Source organism: Colwellia sp. SU-HH00943, assembly GCF_057546125.1.
In genome coordinates this window covers 388950-405069 of sequence record NZ_BAAJLW010000001.1, presented here as the reverse complement: position 1 = coordinate 405069, position 16120 = coordinate 388950, and the positions used below count along the sequence as shown (strand labels likewise).

Annotated in this window: 18 protein-coding genes; 5 read left to right on the top strand and 13 right to left on the bottom strand. The window is 38.7% G+C overall.

Translation table 11 applies throughout. The features are described from left to right. Positions 1-86 precede the first annotated feature (86 nt). Positions 87-719, top strand: coding sequence for a hypothetical protein (locus tag AC27GZ_RS01725; protein WP_487093150.1), 633 nt, complete (start codon positions 87-89; stop codon positions 717-719). A gap of 31 nt (positions 720-750) precedes the next feature. After that, positions 751-2196, top strand: a complete 1446-nt coding sequence (locus tag AC27GZ_RS01720; RefSeq protein WP_487093149.1) for an arylsulfatase — start codon at positions 751-753, stop codon at positions 2194-2196. 112 nt (positions 2197-2308) lie between these two features. Here the strand turns inward: AC27GZ_RS01720 and yjgA are convergent, their stop codons facing one another. Then, complete coding sequence (gene yjgA, locus AC27GZ_RS01715; protein WP_487093148.1) at positions 2309-2827, bottom strand: ribosome biogenesis factor YjgA; 519 nt, start codon at positions 2825-2827, stop codon at positions 2309-2311. A 101-nt stretch (positions 2828-2928) separates the two neighbouring features. Here yjgA and pmbA point away from each other — a divergent pair, with 101 nt between their 5' ends. Next, entirely contained in the window at positions 2929-4290 is a 1362-nt protein-coding gene (gene pmbA / locus AC27GZ_RS01710) for a metalloprotease PmbA (protein WP_487093815.1), read from the top strand. Positions 4291-4376: 86 nt separating this feature from the next. Here the strand turns inward: pmbA and mgtE are convergent, their stop codons facing one another. The 12 genes from mgtE to AC27GZ_RS01650 form a co-directional block, all read right to left on the bottom strand. Further along, positions 4377-5738, bottom strand: coding sequence for a magnesium transporter (gene mgtE, locus AC27GZ_RS01705; protein ID WP_487093147.1), 1362 nt, complete (start codon positions 5736-5738; stop codon positions 4377-4379). Between the two features lie 170 nt (positions 5739-5908). After that, positions 5909-6187: an HPr family phosphocarrier protein gene (locus AC27GZ_RS01700; RefSeq protein ID WP_487093146.1), complete on the bottom strand. Its 279-nt coding sequence runs from the start codon at positions 6185-6187 to the stop codon at positions 5909-5911. A 24-nt stretch (positions 6188-6211) separates the two neighbouring features. Next, positions 6212-7066, bottom strand: coding sequence for an RNase adapter RapZ (gene rapZ, locus AC27GZ_RS01695; RefSeq protein WP_487093145.1), 855 nt, complete (start codon positions 7064-7066; stop codon positions 6212-6214). A gap of 129 nt (positions 7067-7195) precedes the next feature. Beyond that, complete coding sequence (gene ptsN / locus AC27GZ_RS01690; RefSeq protein ID WP_487093144.1) at positions 7196-7648, bottom strand: PTS IIA-like nitrogen regulatory protein PtsN; 453 nt, start codon at positions 7646-7648, stop codon at positions 7196-7198. Between the two features lie 16 nt (positions 7649-7664). Next, complete coding sequence (hpf, locus tag AC27GZ_RS01685; RefSeq protein ID WP_487093143.1) at positions 7665-7952, bottom strand: ribosome hibernation promoting factor; 288 nt, start codon at positions 7950-7952, stop codon at positions 7665-7667. Between the two features lie 24 nt (positions 7953-7976). Then, a complete protein-coding gene (locus AC27GZ_RS01680) occupies positions 7977-9500 on the bottom strand; it encodes an RNA polymerase factor sigma-54 (RefSeq protein ID WP_487093142.1) in 1524 nt (507 codons plus the stop codon). Positions 9501-9584: 84 nt separating this feature from the next. Next, a complete protein-coding gene (gene lptB, locus AC27GZ_RS01675; RefSeq protein WP_487093814.1) occupies positions 9585-10310 on the bottom strand; it encodes an LPS export ABC transporter ATP-binding protein in 726 nt (241 codons plus the stop codon). 19 nt (positions 10311-10329) lie between these two features. Further along, complete coding sequence (gene lptA, locus AC27GZ_RS01670) at positions 10330-10941, bottom strand: lipopolysaccharide transport periplasmic protein LptA (protein ID WP_487093141.1); 612 nt, start codon at positions 10939-10941, stop codon at positions 10330-10332. Between the two features lie 54 nt (positions 10942-10995). Beyond that, entirely contained in the window at positions 10996-11562 is a 567-nt protein-coding gene (gene lptC / locus AC27GZ_RS01665; protein ID WP_487093140.1) for an LPS export ABC transporter periplasmic protein LptC, read from the bottom strand. Beyond that, positions 11559-12128 carry a 3-deoxy-manno-octulosonate-8-phosphatase KdsC gene (kdsC, locus tag AC27GZ_RS01660; protein WP_487093139.1) on the bottom strand — a complete coding sequence of 190 codons (570 nt, stop codon included), beginning with the start codon at positions 12126-12128 and terminating at the stop codon, positions 11559-11561. Before kdsC ends, lptC begins: the two co-directional genes overlap by 4 nt. Then, positions 12128-13093, bottom strand: a complete 966-nt coding sequence (locus tag AC27GZ_RS01655; protein ID WP_487093138.1) for a KpsF/GutQ family sugar-phosphate isomerase — start codon at positions 13091-13093, stop codon at positions 12128-12130. The genes kdsC and AC27GZ_RS01655 overlap by 1 nt, the downstream gene beginning before the upstream one ends. Before the next feature lie 22 nt (positions 13094-13115). Then, the gene (locus AC27GZ_RS01650; protein WP_487093137.1) at positions 13116-14102 is read right to left on the bottom strand and encodes a calcium/sodium antiporter; all 987 of its coding nucleotides are present in this window, start codon (positions 14100-14102) and stop codon (positions 13116-13118) included. Between the two features lie 331 nt (positions 14103-14433). Between AC27GZ_RS01650 and mlaF the strand changes: the two genes are divergently transcribed. Together mlaF and mlaE are read left to right on the top strand one after the other, a co-directional pair. Then, positions 14434-15288, top strand: coding sequence for a phospholipid ABC transporter ATP-binding protein MlaF (gene mlaF / locus AC27GZ_RS01645; RefSeq protein ID WP_487093136.1), 855 nt, complete (start codon positions 14434-14436; stop codon positions 15286-15288). Continuing rightward, a complete protein-coding gene (gene mlaE / locus AC27GZ_RS01640; RefSeq protein WP_487093135.1) occupies positions 15288-16064 on the top strand; it encodes a lipid asymmetry maintenance ABC transporter permease subunit MlaE in 777 nt (258 codons plus the stop codon). The genes mlaF and mlaE overlap by 1 nt, the downstream gene beginning before the upstream one ends. The last annotated feature ends 56 nt before the right edge of the window (positions 16065-16120 follow it).

The window sequence follows — 16120 nt, the reverse complement described above, 5'->3', positions numbered from 1 at the left end:
TTATTTTATATGCTGATAATTTAGTTGCTAATCTATCAATAAATTAATTGGCTTGATTGTAATAACGATGAGAAAAGGAATTACAAATGAAGAAATTGATTTTGATAGGGGTAACTGTTGGGTTTAATCTTTTAGGCATTTCACAAGCTAAAGATATCGATATGTCAGATCCCACTGCCGTTTATTCAAGTGTTGGTGGTGTGATTAATGAAGACGGCGATGCGGATGTTTCTTTTGGTGCCGGTTGGGGAAACAATTTATTATCTATAGAGTCTAGACAAAATTTTGATGCGCTTAATGTGCGTTATGCAAAAATGAAACTATGGAAAGGCTTGGGTATGTATGTTGATGCAACGTATCAAATTGAAGCTGACTCTGGCTCCTCTGTTGGCGTTGGTGGAATTTACGCATTGCCCATCAATAAAGTTGTTCAGTTTTACCCTATTGTAACGGTAGGTGGTATAGAGCTAACGGAAGGTGATTGGTCAACTTCTGCAACAATTGGAGTTTATTCTCGCATACAACTCGGCAATGGTTTTTCTATTGGTATCGACCCTTTTTATACGACAGCTGAAAATTCATACTCTAATACAACGCTTGATAGCTTCTTAGGTTATCAATATAAAACCCATATGTTTCGTTTTGGTTATTTAGGCGCTGAGACTGATTCAACAAGCTTTGATGGCAATGCTTATATCAAATATAAATACGGATTTTAATTGTTACTTTTTATAAGTTAAGGATAAGAATATGAAAACGTTGAAAAGAAAAATAGCTAGTGTCGTAGCAGTTACTTTCCTAAGTGTCTCCTCCTTGGTCAGTGCGGCAGACAAACCTAATGTTGTTGTAATCTTTATGGATAACTTTGGGTGGGGGGAGCCAGGATTTAATGGTGGTGGAATAATTCGTGGTGCTGAAACGCCCAATTTAGATCAAATAGCTAATGAAGGTTTAAAACTCACTAACTTTAATGTTGAGGTGCAATGTACTCCATCGCGTTCGGCTTTAATGACTGGTCGTTATGCATTTCGTAGTGGTAATGCAACGGTACCTGTTGGTAAAGGGGTATACGGGTTAGTTCAGTGGGAAGAAACTATCGCTGAAATGTTCTCTGATGCGGGTTACAAAACAGGTATGTTTGGAAAATGGCACTTAGGAAGAACGAAAGGACGTTTTCCAACAGACCAAGGTTTTGATGAATGGTATGGCATACCCAACTCAACAGATGAATCTGTCTATTATGATATGGATGGTTTTGAGAGTAGTGGTGTTGATGAAACCTATGTTATGTCTGGTGTAAAAGGTAAAATGCCGAAAAAAATTAGACCATATAGATTAGATTATCGCCCGCTAATTGATCGTGATTTAACTGACAAAGCAATAGACTTTATGCAACGTCAGGCAAAATCTAAAAACCCCTTTTTTGTTTACCTACCTTATACGGCAACACATTTTCCAACCATGCCACATCCTGACTTTAAAGGAAAAACGGGTAATGGCGATTGGGCAGATTTGTTATTGCAGGTTGATAGTTACACCGGGGAACTGGCAAGAGCAGTCGATAAATTAGGACTGACTGATAACACTATATTTATTTTTACCGCCGATAATGGACCAGAGGCATTGGAGATGTCGGGTACTTCAATGACAGTAGAAACAGCAATGAATGGTAGTGCAGGGCCATGGCGTGGAACCTTGTTTACTGGCTTTGAAGGCGCATTACGAGTGCCATTTGTGATGCGTTGGCCCAAAAAAGTTAAAGCGGGTCGGGTGAGTGATGAAATTGTGCATGCGATGGATATTTTTCCAACACTGGCTAAAATCGCTGGTGGCAAAGTGCCAACTGACAGAGTCATTGATGGTATTAACATGGCAGATTTTTTTACTGGAAAATCAAATCAATCGGGTCGTGAAGGCTTTGTAGTTTATATGGGCAATGAGATTTTTGGTGTGAAGTGGAAAAACTGGAAACTTCACTTTAAAGAACAAGAGTCATGGAGTTCGCCATTGGTAACGTTAACTATGCCGAAACTATATAATTTAATGAGTGATCCTCAAGAGCGCACCAATGTGCTTTTCCCTCATACTTGGGTACCCAAAGCGGCTTTAACACAATTGGTTGAACATAAAATGTCGTTTGCTAAATATCCACCTATTAAGATGGGGGCTAAAGATCCCTACCAGCCGCCGAAATAGCCACTTGGTTACTTTGCTCTCAAAGACTGTTTAATAAAGCAGTCTTTGATTTCTTATAGCAAATATTGTACTTATTGAGATTAAACATCCACTTTTATTGTTTGTGATACAGCTAGCTGTTTTCTTTTAAGTAAGTAAATAAGTTTCGGTAATGCTTACCTAACTTTTCAGCTTTCTTTTCTTTAGCGGCATGTCGAACTAGTTGCTTTAATTTTTGGCGTTCAAGTTGTTCAAACTCAACTAATAAAGCTTCAATGGCTTCATTGCCTTCTTCAATCAGTTGATCACGAATACTTTCTAAACGCTCAAATTTGGCGGTTGCTTGCTGGTGTTTATTAGCCATGACATCTATTGCTTTATAAATAGGTTCACGGTCTATTTCTAATAGTAGTTTAGCTATGTGGCGAACATGTCGGCGTGCGGCTTCATGTTTACCTTTAATTTTATCGGCTACCACCATAGCGTCTTTGAGATCATCATTTAAAGGTAGCAGGCTACGTTGATGTTTCGACATATCCACTAAAGATTGTGCAAAATCTTGCATCTGGTGCATTTCTTTTTTGATTTCTGTTTTACTTTTTAACTCTATTTCTGATGCTAAGTCGTCGATATCGTTGGCAGAGTGAGGCATAATAAGCGTTACTATCAGTTAAATTTAATTGTACTAACTTTATTATACGCAAATTGCCATAAAGTTGATATTCAAAAGCCTAAATAGATATAAATATGACCATAACAAATAAAACTACAAACCCCTTATTAGCACAAATGAATGAAGTTGAAGAACGTGTTGCTAAAGCGCTTAATTTAGCTAAATCATTAGGTGCCGATGGCGCTGAAGTTGCAATGACTCGCCAACAAGGCTTAAGTGTTGGTACTCGTTTAGGAGAGGTTGAAAATGTTGAGTTTACTAATGATGGCGCTTTAGGAATTACGGTATATCAACAAGGGCGAAAAGGTAGTGCGTCTACTGCCGATTTATCACAAGCTGCATTAACACAAGCGGTAGAAGCTGCAGTGAATATTGCTAGATATACTTCAGTTGATGATTGTTCGGGGTTGGCTGATAAAGACCTTTTAGCAATGGATAACAAAGAATTAGATTTATATCACCCGAAAGCACTATCTACAGAAGAGGCGATAGACATTGCCAAAGCTTGTGAGCAAAGTGCATTAGAAAGTGATGAGCGTATTAGTAACTCAGATGGCGCCAGTTTAGATAGTTTTTCTGGCTTTAAGGTTTACGGTAATAGTCACGGTCAAATTGTTTCTTATCCCAGTACACGACATAGCTTGAGTTGCGTTGTTATCGCTGGTGAAGGTGATGAAATGCAGCGTGACTATGCTTACGATGTTAATCGTGATTTTTCGTTATTAGAAAGTGGTATCAGCATTGGTAAAAAAGCCGCCCATGAAGCCACTTCTCGATTAAATCCACAAAAGCTTTCTACCATGAAAGTGCCTGTTTTATTTCGCGCTGACATTGCCAATACCCTTTGGGGCCATTTTATAGCGGCTATTAGCGGTGGCAATTTGTACCGAAAATCTTCTTTCCTATTAGATGCGCTAGGAAAAAATGTTTTTCCTGACTTTTTATCGATTCAAGAGCGCCCACATTTGCTTAAAGCATTAGCAAGTAGTGCTTTTGATAGTGAAGGAGTTGCGACGAAAGATAGAGATATTATTGTAGATGGCGTTTTACAAACCTATTTATTAACCAGCTATTCAGCGCGCAAATTAGGGTTAACAACAACGGGACATGCTGGTGGTATTCACAATTGGCTGGTAAATAGTAAAAGTACTAATCATAGCGGTGATTTTGATGCTATGTTAAAAACCTTAGGGACGGGGTTATTAGTTACTGAGTTAATGGGGCAAGGGGTCAATGTTGTTAATGGCGATTACTCTCGTGGTGCCGCTGGTTTTTGGGTAGAAAATGGCGAAATAGCTTACCCTGTCAGTGAGATTACTATTGCGGGTAAACTACAAGATATGTTTAAAGGCATTATTGCTGTAGGCTCTGACGTTGATATGCATGGTAGTATTAGAACGGGTTCTATTTTACTTGAAGAAATGCAAATAGCTGGACAATAATTTTCTATTACTACCTTTAGTGCTCAGCATTGCGACTGAGTACTAAGGTTTAGTTATGATAGTTTTAGTTATTATGGTGAATTTAGTTACGGCGCTAATAGTAGGGTTGCAGTACCTAAAAAGGCAAAAATACCTACAACATCAGTAATCGTAGTGAGAATAACTGTACCTGCTAATGCGGGGTCTACTTCCATACGTTTTAGGATAATAGGTACAGCGACACCGGCTAAACCTGCTGCTGTCATATTCATTAACATGGCTATGGCAATTACGCCGGCAAGCACTATATCTTGTTGCCATAAACCAACAACACTCGCAATTAATAACGCCCATAATAAGCCATTTAAAAAGCCGACGGCGAGCTCTTTATATAACAATGCTTTTGCATTGCTATCACCAACATGACCTAAGGCCATACCGCGAATAACTAGGGTTAAGGTTTGCCCACCTGCTACACCACCCATGCTAGGCACTAAGGTATTTAATATCGCTAGAATGGCTAATTGGCTTAATATTCCTTCGAACATACTGGATACTGCAACAGCCATAAGTGCGGTGATTAAATTTACCCCTAACCATAATGAGCGCTGCTTGGTACTTTTGATGACAGGTGCGAAGGTATCGGCTTCGTCATCTAAACCCGCCATACTCATCATAGAATGTTCAGCATCTTCACGAATAATATCAATTACATCATCGATTGTAATACGGCCGAGTAAGTGATCTTCTTGATCGACAACAGGGGCTGAAAACCAATCATGGCGTTCAAATAACTGTGCCACATCTTGTTCACTCATATCGGCCTGTACAGCTTCGACATCAGCATCGATTAGATCTGAAATAATCACTTCTGGCTTGGCTGTAACTATGGCAGCTAAAGACACTGCACCAATAAATTTGTTATTACGATCAACTACATAAAAGGAGTCTGTTGATTCAGGTAGCTCGGCCTTTAATCGCAAATACCGTAATACCACATCGACAGTCACTTCCGGTCTAACGGTGATGGTATCTGTATTCATGATACCACCGGCGGTATCTTCCTCGTAAGATAAAGCAGTTTCTATTCGGCTTCTATCTTGCGAGTCCATCGAGTTAAGAACTTCTTGGTAGTCGCTATCAGGTAGAGTACGAAAAACTTCTGCAATATCATCAACATCCATCCCCTCAGCGGCAGCAGCGAGTTTTTCAGGTCGCATGCCCTTAAGGATACCTTTACGTACTTCTTCACTGAGTTCTTCTAATACTTCGCCGTGAAATTCAGCATCAATTAATTGCCATAACACTAAACGGTTTTTTGCCGGGGAAGACTCAAGTACTAGTGCTAAATCATAAACAGGCAATTCTTGTAAAAGCTGCCGAACATAGACAAACATGCCATCACTCAGGGCTTCGTTCACCTGATGTAATCTTCGTTGAATGTCTTCTTGTTCTGTTAGCTCTGACATGGCGATGAATCTGCTATTTAGTTTTTGGGAAAGTTTGGAGATGGTTTACTTAATAAGTTTATCGTAACTCAATGGTTTTATCAGCTTTTTATTTTAATGCTAAAAAGTCATTGTAATGATTAGATGTTTAAAAACTGTTCGTGCTTGCTTGCGCTCAAAAAGCTACTTTACTATTCAGACTCATCAAACTTGTCGCCTATCAGCTGACTAATAGCGGCTAATGCTTGTTCTGCATCTTCACCTTGAGCAGTGACTGTTACGGTTTTACCTTGACCGCCAGCGAGTAACATTATTGCCATAATACTATTGGCATCAGCGGTTTTATCTTCTAATTCAAGGGTGATTTTCGCGGTAAATTTTTGGCATAACTGAGCAAGCTTTGTTGCAGCGCGAGCATGTAAACCGAGCTTGTTGATGATAGTTAAGTCTTTAGAAATAGTTGTGGTCATAAGGCTACTCATAATGATTCATTATTATTTTTTTACTTTCTCAATATCACGGTGATGTGTTTGTACATCTTTCTTTTCTTTTCTAAAGTTACTGGCTAATAGTTCAGCGATATAAACGGATCTATGCTTACCGCCTGTACAACCTATGGCGATAGTGACATAACTACGGTTATTACGTTCTAGATGTGGTAGCCATGTCATCATAAAACTATTAATTTGCCAGATAAACTTTGTTACTATCGGTTGACTGGCAAGGAAATCTTGTACGGGTTGCTCTAACCCTGTGTAGGCTTTCAGATCTTTTTCCCAAAAAGGGTTTGGTAAAAATCGCGCATCAAATACATAGTCGGCATCGGCAGGGATGCCATGTTTAAAACCGAATGATTCAAATACTAATACCATAGCCCCTGTTTTTTTACCTAAAATACGTTCTCTGACTAAGTCAGCTAATTGATGCGGGCTTAATTGGCTAGTATTAATGTATAAATCTGCTCGGGTAGAAATAGGCGTAAGGAGCTTTTTTTCTAACGCTATTGCTTGATCTAAGGGGATATTTTCTTTGATTAATGGATGTAAACGACGTGTTTCGCTAAATCGACGGGTAAGGTCTATATCGTCAGCATCTAAGAAAAGGGTAGTTACATCAACAGCATTCGGTAAGTACTCGATTATTTCCGGTATATCTTTAGGATCATTGGGTAAGTTACGGACATCTAAGCTGACGGCAACATTCTCGTAATCATTGATAACAGTATGAGTTAAGGCAGGTAATAAGTTAATAGGAATATTATCTACGCAATAGTAGCCTAAATCTTCTAATACTCTTAAAGCAACAGATTTCCCTGATCCTGAACGGCCACTGACAATAATAAGTTTCATACTTGATATCTCGCGCTACAAGGCTAAAGCAGTGTCATTGACAGCTGTTATGATGGCTTGCATGCTTTGTTAAATAAGTTGTTATTTAGGTACTTTACATTATTATGCGGTTGTAAAATACGTTGCTTTTTAATGTGCTTGTTGAACTAGATTAAATAAAGCTTGTTTAGAAGTACACTTACGCGCTTGTTTCGCTACTTTTCGATCACTAAACAGTTTAGCTATGCTTTGTAAAGTTTCTAAATGTGCTTGAGTGCAATCTTGAGGTACAAATAAACAAATAAAAATATCGACAGGTTTATTATCTATTGCGTCAAACTCAATCGCTTTTTCAGTGGTTAGCATGACAGCAACTGCTTTATTTGAGTTTTGCAATTTTCCATGAGGTATCGCAATACCATTACCAATACCTGTACTGCCCATTTTTTCTCGGTTTAGTAAGCTATCTAATAGCGTACCTGTATCGGATTCACCTAATTTACTACTGGCAAGTTGGCAGAGAGTTTCGAGTATGCGTTTTTTGCTACTTGCTGGAACTGCACAGGCAGTGCAGTCCAGCGTTAAAATGTCTTGTAGGGTCATAGTACTTTGAATGGGGTTAATGGCTGGCAATTTTGCCTTTGTATTTAAGAATTTGGCGGTCTAATTTATCTACTAAGGTATCAATAGAGGCATACATCACTTCATTCACCGCTGAAGCATGCACTTCGCTACCATTTAGGTGAACCGTTGCTTCAGCTTTTTGGTCTAATTTTTCTACCGTTAGTACAACGTAAACATTGTTAATATGATCAAAATGTCGCTCTAATTTGGCAAATTTTGTGTCGACATAATCGCGTAAAGACGTGGTAATTTCTACATGGTGACCAGTAAGATTAATTTGCATATGCGTGATCCTTTTAAATGAGATTTACAATAAACTCTTACGTTGATTTGACGGCGGAATAGCTAATGATTCACGGTATTTAGCTATGGTTCGTCTTGCAACATTAATGCCCTGCTCAGCCAATAAATCGGCCATTTTACTATCACTTAGCGGTTTAGCAGGTGTTTCCGCTAAAATGAGCTTCTTAATCAAGGAACGAATTGCTGTTGAAGAGCATTCACCACCATTTTCAGTACTTACATGACTAGAAAAGAAATATTTTAGCTCAAAAATACCTCTTGGTGTGTGCATGTACTTTTGTGTTGTTACACGTGAAATGGTTGATTCATGCATGTCTACTGCTTCAGCTATATCATTTAATACCATTGGGCGCATGGCTTCGGCGCCATGTTCAAGAAAGCCTTGTTGGCGCTGAACAATACAATTTGACACTTTTAGTAGTGTATCATTTCGCGATTCTAAACTTTTTATAAACCATTTTGCTTCTTGAAGGTTTGAGCGAATGAACTGACCATCATCACTAGAAGACTTGGTGGTTTTAGTCATGGCTGCATATTGTTGGTTAATAGATAATTTAGGCGCTGTATCTGGGTTTAATTCTACAATCCAGCGTCCATTTTTCTTTTCTACGGAAACATCAGGAATAACGTACTGCTCATCCCCTTTTATTACCGCATCACCTGGGCGTGGATTCAGTGTTTGAATTAAGCGCATTACTTCGCGAAGTTGATTTTCTTTAAGCTTAGTTTTACGCATAAGCTGACGGTAATCTCGGTTACCCAGTAGGTCTATATGCTCTTCAATGATGTGTTTACTTTCTTTCAAATAAGGAGTGTCTTCATCAAATTGATTTAACTGGATGATTAAGCAGTCAGCAATGGAGCGAGCGGCAACACCGATTGGATCAAAGACGTTAATGCGCTTTAATACCGCTTCCACTTCGTCAAGCTCTAAATCTTCAATACCGACACTTTCTAAAATATCTTCGCAAGAAACGGTTAAATAGCCAGCATCATCTACCGCTTCAATAATGGCAATAGCAACTGCGCGGTCAGTATCCGTAAAGGGTGTTAATTCCATTTGCCAGAGTAAATGATCTTGAATAGAGTCTGTGGTTTCACCTTGATAGGTGTAATCTTCAGAAGGGCTTGAGATTGCACCTGTATTAGAGGTTCCAGCACTGTAACTCTCTTCCCAGGTGGTATCTATATTTAACTCTTCAGGAATATCATTTTGAGCCATTGCTTCGGTAGTACTTATTTCATCAATAGTGGCACTGGTGTCTTCACTACCTTCAGGGCTGGTTTGTTCTGTGCTATTTGTGCTAGCAGAAAAAGCTTCTTCTAACTGTTCATTACTGTTGTCGTTTTCTTCATTGCTATTACTCGGTGAATTTTCATTCACTTCAAGCAAAGGATTACTCTCAAGCACTTCTTGAATTTCTTGTTGAAGTTCCAACGTCGATAACTGCAGAAGCTTTATCGCTTGTTGCAGTTGCGGCGTCATGGTGAGTTGTTGTCCTATTCGGAGCTGCAGTGATGGACGCATTTAGTTCTGTTCTTATCCTGTTGTTGTTATTTTAGTAATACATTCACTATAAATTATAGCTTAATTTTTTTTGTATATTAGTAACTATAGCGTGAATTGTTCGCCGAGGTATACATCTCTGACCTTTTGATTTGCAAGTATTTGGTTTGCATCACCTTGAGCGATAATTTCACCGTGACTTACTATATAAGCATGCTCACAAACATCCAAGGTTTCTCTGACATTATGATCTGTGATTAAGATACCAATTCCTCGCTCTTTAAGATGAATGATAATCTTTTTAATGTCACCTACCGATATAGGATCAACACCGGCAAAAGGTTCATCCAGTAAAATAAATTGAGGATCAGCAGCCAGTGCTCTTGCTATTTCTACACGTCTTCTTTCGCCACCAGATAAGCTCATACCAAGGTTATCTTTGATATGACATATATTAAATTCTTCGAGTAAATGTTCCAGCTTTTCTTGCTTTTTCCCTTCATCAAGGTTTTTGCGAGTTTGCAAAATAGCCATAATATTTTCAGTGACGGTGAGTTTTCTAAAAATTGAGGCTTCTTGAGGTAAATAACCTATACCACGTCGTGCTCTTTCATGCATAGGAGCAAGTGTGACATCTTCATCACTTAAAATAATTTTACCGTCATCATTAGGAACTAAGCCAACAATCATGTAAAACGAGGTGGTTTTGCCGGCGCCATTGGGGCCTAATAAACCAACAATTTGCCCGGTATTCACATTGAGGCTTACACTTTTTACTACTTGCCGACCTTTATATGACTTAGATAAACCGTGAGCGCTAAGGGTAGCTATATCAGTGTTGTCAGTTGCATTAATCATTGTTGTCACTGTCTTTTTTACTGTCATTATTGGCGGCGTTATTTTTTTCTTGTTGAGCTTTAATTTGTGCAGGTTGTAAAATAGTGGTGACGGATTCATCACGACTACTTTCAGCTTCAAGCTTTTCATTTAAGGTGTTATAGGTGATTGTTTCACCAGTAACCATACTACCAGCCTGTTTCACTTTGGCATTGCCTGATACGGTTATCAGATAAATGTCCGGTTGATATTTTATTTCATCAGCCTGTAAGCTAATTAAACTGCCGTCTTCTAATTGTTGTTGAAAAAGAGCTGGTTTGCCTTTGGCTAGGTAGGTGTCGTGCTTTTCATTGGTCTTTTCATTCGTTTTGCTAAAAACCTGCACTATATCGGCTGTTATTGCGATAGAGCCTTGGCGAATACTTACGTCTTCCAAATAACTGGCAATTTTGTTTTTTAAGTCTGCACTTTGACGTTTTGATTTTATGGTAATTTCTTGTGTGAGATCTTTTTTAGCCGCATAACTAGCGTTAGTAAATGTTAATACGCTAGTCGCGAGTAAAACACCTAAACCAATAGATTTAATTTTCGTTACTGAAGGTTTTACAAAATTCTTTTTTATCATAAAGTTATCACAAGGTTATTTATATGGGGCTAATTGCAATTAGCTCTTTGTTTTTTAGCTGTCAGTTTTCTTATAAATGGTACGTACATGTTCAGTTAAGGTCATTTGTTTAGTGTTAAGGTCAATGATCAAGCCTGAACCATACATAGTAAAGTCTTTCCCTTGCACCATAACTGTTTGCTCTGAACTAATTATATTGGTCTTTAAATCTAATTCTAGATACTTACAGTGAATTTCTTCTATTAAACTTTCTTCATCCGTGGCTTTTAAATGAACACGGTGATTTAAAATAACTCTGTTATTTTTGTATAGTGTCGCTTCTTTTGCACTAAGTTGCCATGGTGCTTCATTATTTTTTGGATATAACGTATAACTAGGTAACTCAAAGTGGGTTACTTCAAGTTTGGCATAATGCTCCATTCTGTCGGCAATAATGGCATGAGATAATTGCCCTGAATCAGTATAAATATCACTTTTCAGTGCTTCGGCAATAAAGTCAGGTGTTAAATCATGTTCAACATCTGCCCCTGGCAGTACTTGTGAACCACGCCATTCAATAATACCGTAGGCCATAGCGCCTAGCAATAATACCAAAAGAGCTAATGTATGCAGACGTGTCATATACTGGCGCCTGTTGCTTGATCAAGTGTACCTTGACATTGCATTATTAGATCACACACTTCTCTGACTGCGCCAAATCCTCCTGTTGTGAACGTTTGGTAATCAGCTTGCGTCAATACGTTGGGATGCGCATCTTGAACAGCGACACCTAAACCAACGTGTAAGATGCAAGGTAAATCAGGCATGTCATCACCTATATAAGCTATTTCATCTGCTGATAAATTGAGTTGTTTTGCAAGCTCAATCAGCGCAGGTAACTTATCTTCTTGCCCTTGTACTATGTGCTTAACATTTAATGCCGCCATGCGATTAGCAACGATAGCTGAGCGTCTTCCAGTAATAATGGCAACGTCAACACCACTGCTGCCGAGTGCTTTAATACCAAAACCATCTTTAGTGTGAAATGCTTTTAATTCTTCGCCATCATTACCTAAATAAATACGGCCATCTGAAAAAACACCATCAACATCACAAACTAACAGTTTTATTTTTTCTGCACGTTTTAGAATTTGCTCACTCACTTGCCCATACAGCGTGTTATTAGGTGAATTTGATAATTGATTCATTAAAGTACTCCTGAGCTGAGTAAGTCATGCATGTTCATGGCACCTATTGGTTGCTGATGTTCATCAATGATGATTAAGCCATTAATTTTCTTATCTTCCATAATATTTAGTGCTTGTGCTGCTAGCATATCTGCTTGTGCAACCGTGGGAGATGTTGTCATTACTGTGGCGATATTATCGCGATGTATATCGATTTTTAAATCAAGAATACGGCGTAAATCACCGTCGGTAAACAAGCCTATTAAGGTGTTGTCTGCATTCACTACTGCAGTCATTCCCAACCCTTTAAGTGACATTTCTACTAAGGCGTCTTTGATGAGCGCTGTTTCACTCACAACAGGGAGGCGATCTCCTTGGTGCATAATGTCACTTAAACGAAGCAGTAAACGTTTGCCTAGACTTCCCCCTGGGTGTGATAGCGCAAAATCATCAGCAGTAAAACCACGAGCATTGAGTAGTGCTACAGCAATAGCATCTCCCATGACTAAAGTAGCTGTTGTACTTGAAGTTGGGGCTAAACCAAGCGGGCAGGCTTCGGTAGATACCTTGATGCAGATGTGTGTATCAGCAAGTTTTGCTAGAGTAGACTCTTTATTGCCTGTCATGGTGATAAGTTTAGCGCCGATACGTTTTATAACAGGAATGATCGCAAGAACTTCAGTTGTTTCACCGGAATTAGAAATGGAAAGTACCACGTCATCTTTGGTGATCATGCCTAAATCACCATGACTTGCTTCACCGGGATGAACAAAAAATGCTGGTGTACCAGTACTGGCCAGTGTTGCCGCAATTTTACCGCCAACATGACCTGATTTCCCCATACCTATAACAATGACTCTACCTTGGCATGAAAACATCAATTGGCAGGCATACTCAAAACTGTCATCAATATACTCTAGCAGCTCAACAATAGCTTGCTGCTCTATGTTAATCACGTTCTTAGCCAGTTGTTTAAAATTCGTCATAGTCTACTTAAGGCTGTATTTGTTAGTTAATGGTTGTTTGAGAAAAAAGCAATATTTGATAAGCGATAAAGCTTAATAATAATAATGCACCTTTTGCACGAGTAAGTCTAAAGTAGCCTGATTTACGGCTAAAACATAAAATAAATAGTAGCGCTGTTATAGCCATCATAACGGGAGCATCGCGCAGAGAGGCATCAGGATTTATCGCCCCTGGCGCTATGATGCCAGCAAAAGGGAGTACTGCTAAAATATTAAAGATATTTGAGCCGACAATATTACCCATCGCCAGATCGTCTTCTTTCTTTAGTATACTCGCTATACTTGCTGCTAGCTCAGGTAAACTTGTTCCTATAGCGATAATAGTTAGTCCAATAACTAAGTCACTAATACCAAAGGCTTTAGCAATAAAAATTGCTGAATCAACAAGAAAATGAGCACTGAATATTAAGATAGTAATACCTACAACAAGCCAAAAAATGGACTTTACTGTGCTGGTAGCTTCAGGGAGTTCCTGCTCTGCTTCCATAATCATGGGATCGTCTAGCGTATTGTTTTTTCTTTGTTTTAAGGCTTTGATTAGTAAAATGGTAATGAAGCCAAAAAAACTTATCATCAAGGCGACACCTTCAGGAAAACTAAAAAAGTCATCTGATAGCATCCAATAAGCTAATATGGTCAATATTAACAGTAGAGGAAGTTCTTGTTTAATGGTTGTCGAGGAAACGACCAACGGTTTAATTAATACTGTCACACCTAACACAAGGGCAATATTGGTTATGTTTGAACCAATAGCATTACCTATAGCTGTGTCTGGACTGCCTTGAAATGACGCTGCTGCGGCAACCATCATTTCAGGGGCGGAAGAGCCCATAGCAACAATAGTTAAGCCTATTATCATTGGAGAAACGCCTAAGTTTCTCGCTAGAGAGGATGCGCCAAAAACAAACTTGTCTGCACTCCATACAAGTGTCCCAAAGGCGATTAATAAAATAACTACATTTTCTAACATTCAACACTCCAAAAATAATACTTACTTGAGCACAACGTTGATCAATAAGTATAAGATGTTAAATTGTCGCCCGTTGTGGATTAAAAAAAAAGTAATTAATTCAATTAGAGGCAAAATAGTTAGGGTTTGTATTATTTTCGCGCTTTATCCGCAGCTATGAAGGGCTGTTATATTTTATTTTACATTTTCTGACATTTTTTTATGAGGCAATTTGTTAATTTTTAGTGAACAATAATGTTGCCTCAGGTAAAATTGCCTTCATTCAAGAAAGTGACTTTCTTCAAAACAAAGTTATTAAAACAAAGTAATGAAGTAACATTGACGTTAATCTATGGCAATAACAGCAACCTCTGACAATATAATTGAGATAAATAACCTAACTTTTAAACGAGGGGAGCGTGTTATTTATGATGATATAAGTTTGTCGATCCCTAAAGGAAAAGTGACTGCGATTATGGGGCCTAGCGGTATTGGTAAAACTACCTTGTTGCGATTAATTGGTGGTCAAATAAAACCTGAAAGTGGACAAATATTATTCTCAGGCCAAGATATTCCAACCTTGTCACGAAAAGCATTATATGAAGCACGAAAGCGTATGAGTATGCTGTTTCAAAGTGGTGCTTTATTTACCGACATGAGTGTTTACGAAAATATTGCCTTTCCCATTCGTGAGCACAGTAACTTACCTGAAGTTATTATTGAAAAAATAGTGTTAATGAAACTCGAAGCGGTAGGGCTTCGCGGTGCGAAGGATCTACAACCCAGTGAGTTATCGGGGGGAATGGCTAGACGAGTTGCACTTGCTCGTGCTATTGCACTTGATCCTGAACTTATTTTATATGATGAGCCATTTGCAGGCCAAGATCCTATTTCTATGGGAGTCATTGTGCGTTTGATTCGCTCATTAAGTGATGCGTTAGGATTAACCTCTGTGGTGGTTTCGCATGATGTACCAGAAGTCATGAGCATTGCTGATTATATTTATATTGTTGCTGAGCAAAAAATTATCGGTCAAGGAACAGCAGAGCAAATCAAGCAAGATAGCTCGCCTTTAGTTCAACAATTTGTACAAGGCTATGCCGATGGTCCTGTACCATTTCACTTTCCTGCTACTAATTATCAGCAAGAGCTAATTCAAGGGGTAAACCCAACTGATTCAGCCAATGTAGCGCAGGGCACTATATAATGCAGCAGTTACAATTATTGGGTAGAAAAACCATAAACCTTATTAGTGGTTTAGGACGCGCTGTTATTGTACTGGTATCAGCTTTATTGCATATGCCAAACCCTAAAAAAGGTCTGCCATTATTACTGACACAATTATACAGTGTCGGTGTAATGTCATTGATTATTATTATAGTCTCAGGTGCTTTTATCGGCATGGTACTAGCGCTGCAAGGCTACACTATCTTAGTCGATTTTGGTGCTGAGTCTAGTTTAGGGCCTATGGTTGCATTGTCATTGTTGCGAGAATTAGGGCCTGTGGTTGCCGCATTATTATTTGCTGGTCGAGCAGGCTCTGCTTTAACCGCAGAAATAGGCTTGATGAAAGCAACAGAGCAATTATCAAGTTTAGAAATGATGGCTGTTGATCCTTTACGTCGTGTTATTGCACCACGGTTTTGGGCAGGCTTAATCAGTTTACCTTTACTGGCTGCTATCTTTTCAATGGTGGGGATTTTAGGTGCTCATCTCGTTGGCGTTGATTGGCTCGGTGTTGATTCAGGGACTTTTTGGTCTGTAATGCAAGGGCAAGTTGATTTTAATAAAGATATTTTAAATGGTGTAATTAAAAGTGTTGTCTTTGCTTTTGTTGTGACTTGGATTGCGATTTATAAAGGCTATGATTGTGAGCCTACTTCGGAAGGTATTTCACGTGCAACAACAGAAACTGTAGTTCAATCCTCATTATTAGTTTTAGGGTTAGACTTTATTTTAACGGCGCTTATGTTTGCGAAGTAAGCGCAAAAATGAAATAAGTAATCGTTAGTGGGAATTTTCATTCTGTCGCGAATGAA

What these genes read in the sequence shown, in the direction of transcription:
- mgtE (WP_487093147.1), bottom strand. Translation starts at nt 5,738, where the DNA reads ATGTCAGAGCTAACAGAACAAGAAGACATTCAACGAAGATTACATCAG.
- mlaF (WP_487093136.1), top strand. Translation starts at nt 14,434, where the DNA reads ATGGCAATAACAGCAACCTCTGACAATATAATTGAGATAAATAACCTA.
- AC27GZ_RS01650 (WP_487093137.1), bottom strand. Translation starts at nt 14,102, where the DNA reads ATGTTAGAAAATGTAGTTATTTTATTAATCGCCTTTGGGACACTTGTA.
- ptsN (WP_487093144.1), bottom strand. Translation starts at nt 7,648, where the DNA reads ATGACCCTACAAGACATTTTAACGCTGGACTGCACTGCCTGTGCAGTT.
- yjgA (WP_487093148.1), bottom strand. Translation starts at nt 2,827, where the DNA reads ATGCCTCACTCTGCCAACGATATCGACGACTTAGCATCAGAAATAGAG.
- AC27GZ_RS01720 (WP_487093149.1), top strand. Translation starts at nt 751, where the DNA reads ATGAAAACGTTGAAAAGAAAAATAGCTAGTGTCGTAGCAGTTACTTTC.
- mlaE (WP_487093135.1), top strand. Translation starts at nt 15,288, where the DNA reads ATGCAGCAGTTACAATTATTGGGTAGAAAAACCATAAACCTTATTAGT.
- AC27GZ_RS01700 (WP_487093146.1), bottom strand. Translation starts at nt 6,187, where the DNA reads ATGACCACAACTATTTCTAAAGACTTAACTATCATCAACAAGCTCGGT.
- AC27GZ_RS01680 (WP_487093142.1), bottom strand. Translation starts at nt 9,500, where the DNA reads ATGCGTCCATCACTGCAGCTCCGAATAGGACAACAACTCACCATGACG.
- AC27GZ_RS01655 (WP_487093138.1), bottom strand. Translation starts at nt 13,093, where the DNA reads ATGACGAATTTTAAACAACTGGCTAAGAACGTGATTAACATAGAGCAG.
- lptC (WP_487093140.1), bottom strand. Translation starts at nt 11,562, where the DNA reads ATGACACGTCTGCATACATTAGCTCTTTTGGTATTATTGCTAGGCGCT.
- rapZ (WP_487093145.1), bottom strand. Translation starts at nt 7,066, where the DNA reads ATGAAACTTATTATTGTCAGTGGCCGTTCAGGATCAGGGAAATCTGTT.
- lptA (WP_487093141.1), bottom strand. Translation starts at nt 10,941, where the DNA reads ATGATAAAAAAGAATTTTGTAAAACCTTCAGTAACGAAAATTAAATCT.
- AC27GZ_RS01725 (WP_487093150.1), top strand. Translation starts at nt 87, where the DNA reads ATGAAGAAATTGATTTTGATAGGGGTAACTGTTGGGTTTAATCTTTTA.
- hpf (WP_487093143.1), bottom strand. Translation starts at nt 7,952, where the DNA reads ATGCAAATTAATCTTACTGGTCACCATGTAGAAATTACCACGTCTTTA.
- kdsC (WP_487093139.1), bottom strand. Translation starts at nt 12,128, where the DNA reads ATGAATCAATTATCAAATTCACCTAATAACACGCTGTATGGGCAAGTG.